Here is a 13,009-nt window from a genome sequence, read left to right on the forward strand (position 1 = left end):
GCTTTCTCATGAACCGTTACCCGGTCTGGAAGTACGCGATCATCGTGATCGTGCTGCTCGTGGGGCTCATCTACGCCCTGCCCAATTTCTTCGGTGAAGCGCCTGCGGTGCAGGTGTCGGCGGCGAAGTCCACCGTCAAGATCGACGCGTCGACCCAGGCCAGGGTGCAGGAGCTGCTCAAGACGGCAGGCCTCGCGCCCGACCTGCTGACCCTCGAGCCCACCGCCGTGCGGGCCCGCTTTGCGACCACCGACGACCAGATCAAGGCGCGCGACACGCTCCAGCAGGCGCTGGTGCCCGACGCCGACGACGCCTCGTACACGGTGGCGCTCAACCTCGTGTCGCGCTCGCCCTCGTGGCTGACGGCGCTGCACGCCTTCCCGATGTACCTGGGCCTCGACCTGCGCGGCGGCGTCGACTTCCTGCTGCAGGTCGACATGCGCGGCGTGCTCGACAAGAAGGCCGAATCCTTCGCCGGCGACATCCGCACTGGCCTGCGCGAGAAGAAGGTGCGCGGCAGCGCCGTGAACCGCAACGGCCAGGCCGTCGAGATCACGCTGCGCGACGCCGACAGCGTCGAAGTCGCCCGGCGCCTGATCCAGGACCAGATGCCCGACCTCAGCACCGTCGAGACCCAGCAGGGCAACGAATGGCGCATCGTGGCGAGCATCAAGCCCGAAGCCGCCCGCCGCTTCCAGGACGCGGCGCTCAAGCAGAACGTGACCACGCTGCACAACCGGATCAACGAACTCGGCGTGGCCGAGCCGGTGATCCAGCAGCAGGGCATCGACCGCATCGTCGTGCAGCTGCCCGGCATGCAGGACCCGGCCCAGGCCAAGCGGATCATCGGCCGCACCGCCACGCTCGAGATGCGCATGGTGGACGAAAGCGCCGAGGGCCGCGCCGCCGAACTGAGCGGCGGCCCGGTGCCCTTCGGTTCCGAGAAATTCCTCGACCGCCAGGGCCGTCCGGTGATCGTGAAGAAGCAGGTGCTCGTCACCGGCGAGAACCTCACCGACGCGCAGCCCGGCTTCGACCAGCAGAGCAACCAGCCCAAGGTCGACCTGACCATGGACTCGAAGGGCGGCACCATCATGCGTGACGTCAGCCGCGAGAACTACAAGAAGCGCATGGCCATGCTGATCTTCGAGAAGGGCAAGGGCGAAGTGCTCACGGCTCCCTCGATCAACGGCGAGCTGGGCAACCGCTTCCAGGTCTCGGGCTCGATGAGCGTGGCCGAAGCCAACGACCTCGCGCTGCTGCTGCGCGCCGGCTCGCTGGCGGCGCCCATGGAAATCATCCAGGAACGCACCATCGGCCCGACGCAGGGCGCCGAGAACATCAAGAAGGGTTTCGACAGCGTGATGTACGGCTTCGCCGCGATCATGGTGTTCATGTGCATCTACTACGCGCTGTTCGGCCTGTTCTCGTCGATCGCGCTGGCCGTCAACCTGATGCTGCTGGTGGCCATCCTCTCCATTCTTCAGGCCACGCTCACGCTGCCGGGCATCGCGGCCATGGCGCTGGCCATCGGCGTCGCCATCGACTCCAACGTGCTGATCAACGAACGGGTGCGCGAGGAGCTGCGCAACGGGGCGACGCCGCAGGCGGCGATCCATGCGGGCTACGAGCGCGCCTGGGGCACCATCCTGGACTCCAACGTGACCACGCTGATCGCGGGCATCGCGCTGCTGGCCTTCGGTTCGGGACCGGTGCGCGGTTTCGCGGTGGTGCATTGCATCGGCATCGTCACCTCGATGTTCTCGGCCGTGTTCTTCTCGCGTGGCCTCGTGAACTTCTGGTACGGCCAGAAGAAGAAGCTCAAGACGGTGTCCATCGGCACGGTCTGGCGCCCTGCGGCCGACAGCACGGCCGCGGCCGAAACGAAGTAAGAAGCAGAAGAGACGCACAGCCATGGAATTCTTCCGCATCCACAAGACCATCCCGTTCATGCGCCACGCGGTGGTGCTGAACATCGTTTCCGTCGTCACCTTCGCGCTGGCGGTGTTCTTCCTGTTCCACCGCGGGCTGCACCTGTCGGTGGAGTTCACCGGCGGCACGGTGATGGAAGTCGCCTACACGCAGTCGGCCGACGTCGGCAAGGTCCGCGAAATCGTCGGCACGCTGGGCTACACCGAAGTGCAGGTCCAGAGCTTCGGCAAGTCGGTGCAGATCCGCTTGCCGGTGAAGAAGGGCGCGACCTCCGCGCAGCAGAGCGCCGAGGTGATGAACGCGCTGAAGGCGGCAGAGCCCACGGTGGAGTTGCGCAGCAACGAGTTCGTCGGCCCGCAGGTCGGCGACGAGCTCACCACCAACGGCCTGAAGGCCCTCGCCATGGTGGTCGTCGGCATCATGATCTACCTGGCGTTCCGCTTCGAATGGAAGTTTGCGCTGGCTACCGTGCTGGCGAACCTGCACGACGTGGTGATCATCCTGGGCTTTTTCGCCTTCTTCCAGTGGGAGTTCTCGCTGGCGGTGCTGGCGGCGGTGCTGGCGGTGCTGGGCTACTCGGTGAACGAATCGGTCGTGATCTTCGACCGGATCCGCGAGAACTTCCGCCGCTACCGCAAGATGTCGACCACCGAGATCATCGACAACGCGATCACCTCGACGATCAGCCGGACCATCATCACCCACGGTTCCACCCAGCTGGTGGTGCTGTCGATGTTCTTCTTCGGCGGCCCGACCCTGCACTACTTCGCGCTGGCGCTGACCATCGGCATCTGCTTCGGCATCTACTCGTCGGCCTTCGTGGCGGCGGCGATCGCCATGTGGCTGGGCGTGAAGCGCGAGGACCTGGTCAAGGGCGGCCCGACCAAGCGCGACGGCGGCTCCGAGGACGACCCGAACGCCGGCGCCGTCGTCTGACGGATACTCCAGGGTTAGGCAACAAGGCGCTGGCGGCGGCAACACCGCCGCCGCGGTTCGCATGCAACGCCGGGCACTTCCACACTTGTGCGGCAGCCCGTCCCGATGCAAGCTCGCGGTTGTTGCCGACGAACAGAACACCCTGGCCCTTCCGACTTTTCAATGAGCACCGCTCGGTCCGCCTCTTCCCTGCAGCTCGCACGCGAGACGCGTGAGCGCTTCGTATCGGCCACTGAAGGTGCCATCGTGCCGCTGGCCCGCGCTATACGGGACCGGCTGACGACCATGGCCTCCGAGGCCGGCACCGCCCGCTCCATGCAGGAGAACCGCGACGACTTCGTCGCGTTCCAGGGCCAGGCAACGCAGTGGGTCACGCTTTCCCAGACCGGCTGGCGCAAGGCGCTGGCCGCCTCCGGCGGCGCGTCGAGCATGCCTTCGGCGCTGCGGCTCGAGCTGATCGGCGACGAGGTGGTGGAGAGCAACATCCTCTCCTCGCGGCTCGCCCAGCTGATCCACGACAAGGCCAGCTTCGAGCTCAGCGACCTGCGCCTGCGCATCCAGCACCTGGAGGGCACCACCGAACTCGACGCCAAGGACGTGCTCAAGCCCGAGACGCTGGCCAAGCTGCTGGTCGAGCAATGGCTCGCGGTGGGCCTGAGCCGCGGGCTCTGGACCCGGGTGCAGGACACCGTGCAGCAGGGCCTCGTCGACGTGATCGTCAAGGCCTACGAGAGCGCCAACGCCTACCTGATCGCCAACGGCGTGATGCAGGAGATCGACCTCAAGAGCTTCGTGCGGCGCACGGGCAACGCTGGAGGCGGCGCCGGTGGCAGCGGTGCCAGCGGTGCTGGTGGCGGCTCGGGTGCCGCGCCGGTCGACAGCGGAGTCTCCGGCGGCCCCCAGAACAACATGCAGCGCGCCGGCTTCGGGTACGACGGCCAGCAGCAGCAGTCGACGCCGACCGCTCCGGCGACCACGTCGACCATGAGCAGCTCGCCGCTGATGATCGCGCGGCAGCGCGCCCAGACCGCGCTGCTGAGCCTCAAGCGCTTCGTGACGGCGCGCATCGGCGGCGAAGCGGGGGGCGGCGCCGGGGCGTTCCAGACCGCGAGCACGGATGGCCGGGCCACGAGCCCCGGCAGCCAGTCGGGCCAGGGCGGCGGTGGCGGGGCGCCACGCGCGTTCTCCAGGACATTCGCCGGCGCCATCGCCGAGGCCGAGGCCGCCTACCGGATGGCCGCCACGCAATACATGGAGGGCGCGGGCGAGCAGGCCACGCTGATGCAGCAGACGGCCGTCGACCTGCGCCGACGCTCCGCCGAGCTCAAGAAGCGCGCGCCCACCACGGCCGACAAGGCCACGGTCGAGATCGTGGCGCTGATGTTCCAGGCCATCCTCGCCGAGGAACGCATTCCGTTCTCGGCCCGCGTGTGGTTCGCCCGCCTGCAGATGCCGGTGCTGCGCGTGGCCATCGCCGAGCCCGAATTCTTCGGCACCCTGCAGCACCCCGCGCGCATGCTGATCGACCGCATGGGCTCCTGCGTGATGGGCTTCGACGCGGCCGCCATCACCGGCAGCGCGCTCGAAGGCGAGATCCGTCGCGTGGTGCAGGTGATCGAGCAGTATCCCGAGACCGGCCAGCGCGTGTTCAAGCTGGTGTTCGACGAATTCGTCGCCTTCCTCAACCGCTACCTGACGCAGAGCGACACCACGCAGCGCGTGATGAGCGTGGCGCAGCAGGTCGAGCAGAAGGAGACGATGGCGATCCAGTACACCATCGAGCTGCGCAAGATGCTGAACGACATGCCGGTGCGCGACGAGATCAGGGAGTTCCTCTTCAAGATCTGGGCCGAGGTGCTGGCCATTGCCGCGCTGCGCTACGGCGCGCAGGGCGAGCAGACCGTGATGCTCAAGCGCGTGGCTTCCGAACTGGTGTGGGCCGCGAGCGCCAAGCCCAATCGCACCGACCGCGCCCGCGTGATCCAGGACCTGCCGCAGCTGCTGCAGCGCCTGCGCCAGGGCATGGCGCTGCTGGGCATCGTCGACGAGCCGCAGGAAGCGCAGATCAAGATCATCGGCGCCACGCTGTCCGACGCCTTCCTGTCGAAGACCGAGGCGATCCCGCAGGCCAAGATCGAAGCCATGGCCGAGCGGCTGGCGCACCTGGAAGATTTCGTGAGCGACGTGGGCGGCACCGCCGACCTGCCGCTCGACGCGCAGAGCATCGAACTGCTGCTTGGCGTGGACGCGGCGTCGATCGAGGTCATTCCCGACACCGCCGGCACCAAGGTGCCCGAGGACATGATCGCCTGGGCCAACGAGCTGCAGGTGGGCAACTGGTTCATGCTCGACCACAACGATCGCGTGAGCCAGGTCCAGTTCGTCTGGCGCAGCGACCGCAAGCAGCTGCACCTGTTCGCCTCGGGGGATGGGCGCAGCTTCCTGATCCAGGCCGGACGCCTGGCGACCTATCTGCAGGCCGGCCTGCTGGTGCCTGCCGAAGAGGAAACGCTCACGGTGCGCGCCACGCGCGAGGCACTGGCGAAGCTCGACGCGAATCCCGAACGTCTGCTGAATTAGCTGCGCGGCTTTTTTCGTGGAACACCGAGGAACCGGCTCTGCCGGGCTTCTGGTGTTGCCCCCGGTAGGGGGTGGCGAAGCGGCACGAAGTGCGCGCAGCCTGGGGGCGAGCCTGGCTAGTGTGCCGTGCGGCCTTCGCGGCTCTCGCAGAGCTCGTCGAGCACCAAGGCATCGGGCTCGATGCCGGTGCTCCAGTGCACCATCAGCACGATGATCTTCAGCTCGTCGAGCGCGACCGGTGCGCCCGGCGCGGCCATCGCGCGCTCGATGACGATCTCGCGCAGCCCGCAGGGCAGCACGTTCGACGATTCGAGAAAGCGGATGAAGCCGAGGCACTCGGCGCCAAGGTGGTCCTGCTCGGCCAGCGAGTAGACGCGCATCGCGTCGGCGGATTGCGGCATGGCCGCGGGAGGCGCTCCGGACAGCACGACCGTGGCGGTGGCGTCGTCATCGGAGCTTCGCTCGATCTGCATGCCCTGCGTTGCAAGGCTCAGGCCGTCGAGCCAGTGAAGGGCTTCGCGGATCTCTTCTGCCTCGAAGCCGTGTGCACTGAGCTTGCGGCCCAGTTGTTCGGCCTCGGGGCAGGCATCGCCGCGCCAATAGTTTTCGTAGACAAAAACAAGCACTTCGAACATGGGCCCAATATAGCCGACGTTCGTGCAATGCCGACCAGGGCCTGTTCACACTATTTCCGGGGTTGCGTTGGTGCCCTTCGCACCTCCGGAAATAGTGTGAACAGGCGCTAGGTGGATGCCACTCGTTGGAAGAGGCCGCCGGGCAACCGGGAGACGTGCCCGTCCAGTTCCAGCTCGAGCATCCTGGCTTGCAGCGCGGCGGCGCCCCAGCCGGTGCGCGCGCCGAGTGCGTCGAGGCTCGCCGGCTCGAAGCCGAGGGCCTCCAGCAGCGGATCTCTCGGCGACGAAGCCATGCTCGCGCTGTCGGAGACGAATGAAGCCGGGGCAGCGCGCGGCGCATGCAGGGGCGGCAGCTCCTCGAGGATGTCGCTCACCGACTCCACGAGCTTCGCGCCCTGGCGGATCAGCGCGTGGCAGCCGCGCGACTGCGGCGAATGGATCGAGCCGGGGATCGCGAACACCTCCTTGCCCTGCTCCGAGGTGAGCCGCGCAGTGATCAGCGAGCCCGACTGCAGCGCCGCCTCGACCACCAGCGTGCCGCGCGCAAGGCCTGCGATGAGCCGGTTGCGCTTCGGAAAGTTCTGGGTGAGGGGCGGCGTGCCCAGCGGCAGTTCGCTCACGATCAGCCCCTGCAGCGTGATGCGGTGCGCAAGGTCGCGGTGCCGCGCGGGATAGACCCGGTCGAGCCCGGTGCCGACCACCGCCACCGTCGCGAGCCGGTGCGCATCGCCCGCCGCGTCGAGCGCGCCGGTGTGCGCCGCGCCGTCCACGCCCAGCGCCAGCCCCGACACCACGGGCAGCCCGGCCTCGCCGAGCGCCCGGCCGAAGCTGCGCGCGTTGGTTGCGCCCTGCGGCGTCGGGTTGCGGCTGCCCACGACGGCGATGCTGTGGCCGAGCTGCGTGAGGTCGAAGCCGGTGGCGCCGAGCACGTAGAGCATCAGCGGCGGATCGGCCATTTCGAGCAGGGAGGCCGGATAGCCGGCGTCGCCGAGCGTGACCACGCGGCGCGATACCTTGTCGTCGCCCGCCTGCAGCCATTGCCAGGTCAGGTCGATCTGCGCCTGCAGGCCGGCGGGCGGCTGCGCCAGCGCTTCTGCCTGCGCATGCGAGACGACCTCGCGCAGCGCGGCGTCGGGTTGCACGAAGATGCGCTCGGGCAGCCCGAAGGCCGCGAGCAGGCGGCGCGCGGCACCATCGCCGATGCCGGGCGTCAGCGAAAGCCGCAGCCAGCCTGCGAGTTCTGCGCGTTCCAAACGAGTGTGCGAGAAGAAAGGCCGGAGTCGCGGGTCAGGGATTGACGAGGAAGTCGCCGGCGCGCGGAGTGTCGTTGATTTCGAGCACCAGCGCGTACGAAACCTTCTCGAAAGTGCGGAACACCATCAGCAGGCCGATGCGTTCGTTCGGCAGCTTGATGGTTTCCTTGCGGGCGCCGGTGCGGTCGAGGATGGTCTCGCCGTTCTTCAGGATGGCCAGCACGTGACCGTTGTCGATGCCGTCGCGCGTGCCCTTGTTGATGGCCACCACCTGGTTCTGCGCCGCGAACTGCACCGCGTTGCCGTAGACCGAGATGATGCGGCCGTCGACCTGCGTCGACGGGGCGCGCGGCACGTAGCTCAGCAGCTGGCGCGGCGGCTCGGGCAGCAGGCGGTCGCCGGCGCGCATTTCCTCGCGCGAGGCAATGATGTCGATGCTGGCGGGCACCACCGTGATGAGGTCCTTGTCCTCGACCGTCTCGACGGTGGTCGATTCGCCGCGCTGCAGGCGGGCCTTGCCCAGGTACTGCGCCTCGTAGCCGAGGATTTCGCCCGTGCCCGGGTCCTTCAGCGGCGTGGCGTTGCGGAAGATGCGGAAGTTCTGCACCGGGCCCGGCACCTCGACCAGCGGCGCCTCGGCGGTGCCGCGGGCATAGGCCCGGTCGCCGCGCGACAGCAGCACGCGGCTGTCGTTGCCGGCGACGATGCGCGGCGCGGCCTCGAGCGTGCCGGCATCGACCACGATGGGTTCGCTCAGGAAGGGCTCGATGATGCTCGGGTTGAGCGTGGGCAGCGCCATGCCGGCCAGCGAGTCGAAGCGGGTGCGCGGCGAGAGCTTGATGGTTCCGCCGTCGCCGCTGACGCCGCCGCGGCGGGTGGTCAGGCGGGCGCGGCCGCCGGTCTTGTCCAGGTAGAGCACCTGGCCGGGGTAGATCCGGTGCGGGTTGGCGATTTCATTGATGTTCATGCCCCAGAGTTCCGGCCAGCGCCAGGGGCGCAGCAGGTAGAGGCGGGAAATGGCCCAGAGCGTGTCGCCCGGCTTGACGGTGTATTCGTCGGGCGCGTTGGGCGCCAGCTCGCTCAGCGGCACGCCGGCCTGGGCGGTCTGCTGGGCCGTGGCGCGCTGCTGCTGGGTGATGGGGTAGTTCTGTGCCCAGGACGTCGCGGCGCCGCAACTGCCGATCACCGCCAGGGCTGTCAGCGTGGCAAGAAAGGAGGGGCGCCGGCGTTCGGTGAGTCTGAGCTTTTTCATGTCTGGATGGTGAGCGCGCGACGTATCGCTGCGCATACGAATCTCACAATTTGCTACGAATTCTGCGCTGAAGCCCTTGGGAGGGCAACGTTTTCGGGCTCCTACGGCGCGTGTCGTCGCGGAATTGGCGAAAATAGCCACAACTTTCCCCCGATTTCATGGCCAAACGAAACATTCTGAGTTACCCGGACAAGCGCCTGCACACCGTCGCCAAGCCGGTGCAGGGCGTCGACGCGCGCATCAAGGCCCTGGTCACCGACATGCTGGAAACCATGTACGACGCCAACGGCATCGGCCTGGCGGCCACGCAGATCGACGTGCACGAGCGCCTCGTCGTGATCGACGTGTCCGAGGAGCGTAACCAGCCGATCGTGCTGATCAACCCCGAGATCACCTGGGCCAGCGAGGAAAAGGTCGTGAACGAAGAGGGCTGCCTGTCGGTGCCCGGCATCTACGACGGCGTGCTGCGCTCCACCTCCGTGAAGGTGCAGGCGCTCGACGAGAACGGCGAGATGCGCACCATCGAGGCCGAGGGCCTGCTGGCCGTGTGTATCCAGCACGAGCTCGACCACCTGCTGGGCAAGGTGTTCGTCGAATACCTCTCCCCCCTGAAGCGCAACCGCATCAAGAGCAAGCTGCTGAAGCAGCAGCGCGAAGAATTGCGGGAGCGGGCTTGAACCTCCCCGCCATGACCGACGCACGCCGTCGCTCCCTTGCAGCGATGGCGTTCCTCGCGGTCGCCGGCCTCGGCCTTCTTGCCGGCTGCGCCAGCGAACCCACCCGCATCCAGCCCGGCGCCACCGCCGCCGAGACCCTGCAGCGCCTGGGCACGCCCACCGGCCGCTACCCGCTCACGGGCGGCGGCGAGCGGCTGCAGTACTCGCGCATGCCGGCCGGCTTCGAGGTCGTCGACATCGACGTCGATGCCTCCGGCAAGGTCGTCTCGGTGACGCAGGTGCTCAGCGAGGCGCGTTTCGGCCAGGACATCAAGGTCAACCAGTGGCGCCAGAACGACGTGATGGCCTTCTACGGCCGGCCCTATGAGATCACCCGCGTGAGCTCCTTCGACGGCGCGGTCTGGACCTGGCGCTACAAGGCCGTGAACGAGCGCCGCATGCTGTACATCTACATCGATCCGACCGGCGTGGTCCGGCGCTATCACACGGGGGACGATCTCGATTTCGATCGGATCCGGGATTGAGCCGCCTCAGAGTCGTTTTCGCGGGCACGCCCGAGTTCGCGCGCGTCGCGCTCGAAGCCATCGCCGCCGCCGGCCATGAGGTCGTGCTGGTGATGAGCCAGCCCGACCGCCCCGCCGGCCGCGGCATGAAGCTGCAGGCCTCCCCCGTCAAGCAATGCGCCGTCGCCAGCGGCTGGCCCGTGGCCCAGCCGCGCAGCCTGCGCCTGGACGGCAAGTACCCCGACGAGGCCTCGGCCGCGCGCGACACCCTGCTGGCCGCGAAGCCCGACGTGATGGTGGTCGCCGCCTACGGCCTCATCCTGCCGCAATGGGTGCTCGACCTGCCGGTGCACGGCTGCCTGAACATCCACGCGAGCCTGCTGCCGCGCTGGCGCGGCGCCGCGCCGATCCACCGCGCCATCGAGGCGGGCGACGCGCAGACCGGCATCACTATCATGCAGATGGACGCCGGCCTCGACACCGGCGACATGCTGCTGCGCGAGGCCGTCGACATCGGTCGCGACGACAACACCGCCCGCCTGCACGACCGCCTGGCCGAACTCGGCGGAAAGATGATCGTCGAGGCGCTGGCGCGCATCGGCACGCTCGTCCGCACGCCGCAGCCCGCCGAGGGCGTTACCTACGCCAACAAGGTCGAGAAGCACGAGGCGCTGGTCGACTGGACCCAGCCCGCCGACGCCATCGTGCGGCGCGTGCTGGCCTTCGACCCGTTCCCGGGCGCCAACAGCCCGCTGGACGGCGAAACCGTCAAGCTCTGGGCGGGCCATGCGGCGACATCGGTTGAACAGGCCGCGCCGGGCACCATCCTCGCCGTGAGCGAGACCGGCGTGACCGTGGCCGCCGGGGCCGGCTCGGCCCTCGTCGTCACCGAACTGCAGCGGCCGGGCGGCAAGCGCCTGGCCGTGGCCGATTTCCTGCGCGGCTTCGACCTGAAGCCCGGGCAGGCCTTCGGCTGATGTTCCTCTCGCAAAGCATCCGCAGCCGCCCCGAATTCCGTACCGGCGTGCGCGACATGTCTCCCGTGGCGCTGGGCATCGGTGCCTGGGGGCTCATGACCGGCGTGGCCATGGTCAAGTCGAACATGAGCCTGGTCGAGGCGGTGGCGATGACGCTGCTGGTCTACGCGGGCAGTTCGCAGCTCGCGGCCATTCCGCTGCTCTTCGCCGGCGCGCCGGCCTGGGTGATCCTGGCCACGGGTTTCTGCGTCAACCTGCGCTTCGTGGTGTTCAGCCTGCACCTGCGGCCCTACCTCATGCACATGCCACGCTGGCGCCGCATGCTGCACGGCTACCTCACGGCCGACATGAGCTACGCGCTCTTCACGAAGAAGTACCCCAAGCCGCCGCTGACCGTTGCCGAGCAGCAGGCGCAGGAGGCCTACCTCACGGGCAACTACTTCGTCACCTGGTGCGCCTGGATGGGCATGAGCCTGCTGGGCATCGCGCTGGCCAACTTCATCCCGCAGAGCTGGGGCCTGAGCTTCGCCGGCGTGCTGAGCCTGGTGGCCATCGTCTGCTCGATGGCGACGACGCGCCTGCGCGTGCTGGCCGCGCTGATCGCCGGCGCGACGGCCGTGGCGGCCTATGCGCTGCCGCTGAAGCTCAACATCGTGGTGGCCATCGGCGTGGCCGTGCTGCTGTGCTTCTGGCTCGAGAAGCAGCTCGGACTCGACCCTGACGCGGAGGACGACAAGTGAGCGCCGCCCGGCCGCCCGAAGGCGCTCGCCCCCTCCGTCCGGAGGGGGGAGGAGAAGCGACACGAAGTGCGCGGAGCCTGGGGGAGGACAACAAATGAGCGCCGCGAATGCGACCACCGACTGGTGGACCATGGGCGTGATCGTCGGCCTGGCCCTGGTCACCGTGCTCACGCGCTGCTTCTTCTTCATCCTCGACCGGCCCTGGGGCCTGCCCGAATGGGCGCACCGCGCGCTGCACTATGCGCCGGCCGCCGCGCTCGCGGGCGTGATCGCGCCCGAGATCGTCATGACGCAGGGGCACCTCATCACCACGCTGCACGACGCGCGCCTCTACGCGGCGGTGGTCGGCGCCGCGTACTTCTACTGGCGGCGCGGCGTGCTGGGCACGATGCTCGCGGGCATGGTGGTGTACCTGCCGCTGCACCTCGGTCTGGGCTGGTAGGCGGCCGCCGCCGGACCGCCCCAAGGCGGGCCGCGCCTCCCCCTCGGGGGTGGAGTTACACGCAGCGAAGCGAAGTGAAAAGCCGGGCGCTCCGGTTTCTAGTCGAGCTTCACGCCGGCGGCGACGATGATCTTGCCCCAGCGCTCGCTCTCCGCGCGCGAGAGCTTGTAGAAGTCCTGCGGCGTCCCCGGCAGCGCCTCGAAGCCGAAGTCGGCGAACAGCTTCACCACCTTCGGCGCCTTCATCGCCTTGTGCAGTTCGGCGTTGAGCCGCGCCACCGCCTCGGGCGGCATGCCGGCCGGACCGATCAGGCCGTGGAAGGCGTAGGCGTTGACGTCGCTGAAGCCGGCCTCGACGAAGGTCGGAACATCCGGCAGGGCGCTCGCGCGCTGCGGCAGTGCAATGGCCAGCACGCGCACCTTGCCCGACTTGATGATCGGCAGGCCCGAGGCCAGGTCCAGCATCATCGTCGGCACCTGGCCGCCCATCACATCGGTCATGGCGGGCGCCGCGCCCTTGTAGGGCACGTGCGTGATCGTCAGTCCGGCCTTCTGCTTGAAGAGCTCCATCGCCATGTGATGCGGCGAGCCGTTGCCGGGCGAGGCGTAGCTCACCTTGTCGGGGTTGGCCTTCACGTAGCGCACGAACTCCGCCACGTTCTTCGCGGGAAAGTCGGGGTGCACCACCAGCGCCACCGGAAAGCGGCCGATGGTGCCGATGTAGGTGAAGTCGCTCGCGGGCTTGTACGGCAGCTTGGCGAACATGTGCTCGTTGAAGAGCAGCGCGGCATTCTCGGCCTGCATGATCGTGTAGCCGTCGGGCTTGGCCTGCATCATCACGCCCACGCCGATGTTGGTGGAGGCGCCCGGCCGGTTGTCGATGATGAGCGGCTGCCCCAGCGACGGCTGCATCGCCTCGGCCAGCGTGCGCGCGAGGTTGTCGGTGCCGCCGCCGGCCACGTAGGGCACGATCCATTTGATCGGCTGGGTGGGGTAGGCCGCCGGCTGGGCCGATGCGAAGGGGGAAGTGGCCAGCGCGAGGGTTGCGGCCAGCATGGGAAGGAATCGCTTCATCGTCTCTTG

12 protein-coding genes are annotated in these 13,009 nt (G+C 68.4%); 8 read left to right on the forward strand and 4 right to left on the reverse strand.

The window, feature by feature from the left end; genetic code table 11:
- The first annotated feature begins 8 nt into the window (after positions 1-8).
- The 3 genes from secD to BMY35_RS05700 all read left to right on the forward strand — a co-directional run bounded on the left by secD (position 9) and on the right by BMY35_RS05700 (position 5,448).
- The gene (gene secD / locus BMY35_RS05690; protein ID WP_093196025.1) at positions 9-1,892 is read left to right on the forward strand and encodes a protein translocase subunit SecD; all 1,884 of its coding nucleotides are present in this window, start codon (positions 9-11) and stop codon (positions 1,890-1,892) included.
- A gap of 22 nt (positions 1,893-1,914) precedes the next feature.
- Positions 1,915-2,868 carry a protein translocase subunit SecF gene (gene secF, locus BMY35_RS05695; protein ID WP_093196026.1) on the forward strand — a complete coding sequence of 318 codons (954 nt, stop codon included), beginning with the start codon at positions 1,915-1,917 and terminating at the stop codon, positions 2,866-2,868.
- A 162-nt stretch (positions 2,869-3,030) separates the two neighbouring features.
- Entirely contained in the window at positions 3,031-5,448 is a 2,418-nt protein-coding gene (locus BMY35_RS05700; RefSeq protein WP_093196027.1) for a DUF1631 family protein, read from the forward strand.
- A gap of 116 nt (positions 5,449-5,564) precedes the next feature.
- On the opposite strand, the gene BMY35_RS05705 is transcribed toward BMY35_RS05700, so the two are convergent.
- From BMY35_RS05705 to BMY35_RS05715, 3 genes are all read right to left on the reverse strand, one after another.
- Entirely contained in the window at positions 5,565-6,083 is a 519-nt protein-coding gene (locus BMY35_RS05705; RefSeq protein WP_093196028.1) for a Smg family protein, read from the reverse strand.
- A 107-nt stretch (positions 6,084-6,190) separates the two neighbouring features.
- Positions 6,191-7,336 (reverse strand): DNA-processing protein DprA, encoded by a 1,146-nt coding sequence (gene dprA, locus BMY35_RS05710; protein WP_093196029.1) that lies wholly within the window; start codon positions 7,334-7,336, stop codon positions 6,191-6,193.
- Between the two features lie 34 nt (positions 7,337-7,370).
- Complete coding sequence (locus BMY35_RS05715; protein WP_093196030.1) at positions 7,371-8,588, reverse strand: LysM peptidoglycan-binding domain-containing protein; 1,218 nt, start codon at positions 8,586-8,588, stop codon at positions 7,371-7,373.
- Positions 8,589-8,746: 158 nt separating this feature from the next.
- Here BMY35_RS05715 and def point away from each other — a divergent pair, with 158 nt between their 5' ends.
- From def to BMY35_RS05740, 5 genes are all read left to right on the forward strand, one after another.
- A complete protein-coding gene (gene def, locus BMY35_RS05720) occupies positions 8,747-9,265 on the forward strand; it encodes a peptide deformylase (RefSeq protein ID WP_093196031.1) in 519 nt (172 codons plus the stop codon).
- A complete protein-coding gene (locus BMY35_RS05725) occupies positions 9,262-9,789 on the forward strand; it encodes a hypothetical protein (protein WP_256228243.1) in 528 nt (175 codons plus the stop codon). Before def ends, BMY35_RS05725 begins: the two co-directional genes overlap by 4 nt.
- Positions 9,786-10,745: a methionyl-tRNA formyltransferase gene (fmt, locus tag BMY35_RS05730; RefSeq protein WP_093196033.1), complete on the forward strand. Its 960-nt coding sequence runs from the start codon at positions 9,786-9,788 to the stop codon at positions 10,743-10,745. The genes BMY35_RS05725 and fmt overlap by 4 nt, the downstream gene beginning before the upstream one ends.
- Entirely contained in the window at positions 10,745-11,485 is a 741-nt protein-coding gene (locus tag BMY35_RS05735) for an AzlC family ABC transporter permease (RefSeq protein ID WP_093196034.1), read from the forward strand. The genes fmt and BMY35_RS05735 overlap by 1 nt, the downstream gene beginning before the upstream one ends.
- Before the next feature lie 94 nt (positions 11,486-11,579).
- Positions 11,580-11,927 (forward strand): AzlD domain-containing protein, encoded by a 348-nt coding sequence (locus BMY35_RS05740; RefSeq protein ID WP_093196035.1) that lies wholly within the window; start codon positions 11,580-11,582, stop codon positions 11,925-11,927.
- Between the two features lie 98 nt (positions 11,928-12,025).
- Here the strand turns inward: BMY35_RS05740 and BMY35_RS05745 are convergent, their stop codons facing one another.
- Positions 12,026-13,000 carry a Bug family tripartite tricarboxylate transporter substrate binding protein gene (locus BMY35_RS05745; RefSeq protein WP_093196036.1) on the reverse strand — a complete coding sequence of 325 codons (975 nt, stop codon included), beginning with the start codon at positions 12,998-13,000 and terminating at the stop codon, positions 12,026-12,028.
- Positions 13,001-13,009 lie beyond the last annotated feature (9 nt).

The organism is Variovorax sp. YR750, from assembly GCF_900109805.1.
Lineage (GTDB): Bacteria > Pseudomonadota > Gammaproteobacteria > Burkholderiales > Burkholderiaceae_C > Variovorax > Variovorax gossypii.

Coding starts and splice junctions, on each gene's coding strand:
- BMY35_RS05700 (WP_093196027.1), top strand. CDS start 3,031: ATGAGCACCGCTCGGTCCGCCTCTTCCCTGCAGCTCGCACGCGAGACG.
- BMY35_RS05735 (WP_093196034.1), top strand. CDS start 10,745: ATGTTCCTCTCGCAAAGCATCCGCAGCCGCCCCGAATTCCGTACCGGC.
- secF (WP_093196026.1), top strand. CDS start 1,915: ATGGAATTCTTCCGCATCCACAAGACCATCCCGTTCATGCGCCACGCG.
- BMY35_RS05705 (WP_093196028.1), bottom strand. CDS start 6,083: ATGTTCGAAGTGCTTGTTTTTGTCTACGAAAACTATTGGCGCGGCGAT.
- BMY35_RS05745 (WP_093196036.1), bottom strand. CDS start 13,000: ATGAAGCGATTCCTTCCCATGCTGGCCGCAACCCTCGCGCTGGCCACT.
- BMY35_RS05715 (WP_093196030.1), bottom strand. CDS start 8,588: ATGAAAAAGCTCAGACTCACCGAACGCCGGCGCCCCTCCTTTCTTGCC.
- BMY35_RS05740 (WP_093196035.1), top strand. CDS start 11,580: ATGAGCGCCGCGAATGCGACCACCGACTGGTGGACCATGGGCGTGATC.
- def (WP_093196031.1), top strand. CDS start 8,747: ATGGCCAAACGAAACATTCTGAGTTACCCGGACAAGCGCCTGCACACC.
- secD (WP_093196025.1), top strand. CDS start 9: ATGAACCGTTACCCGGTCTGGAAGTACGCGATCATCGTGATCGTGCTG.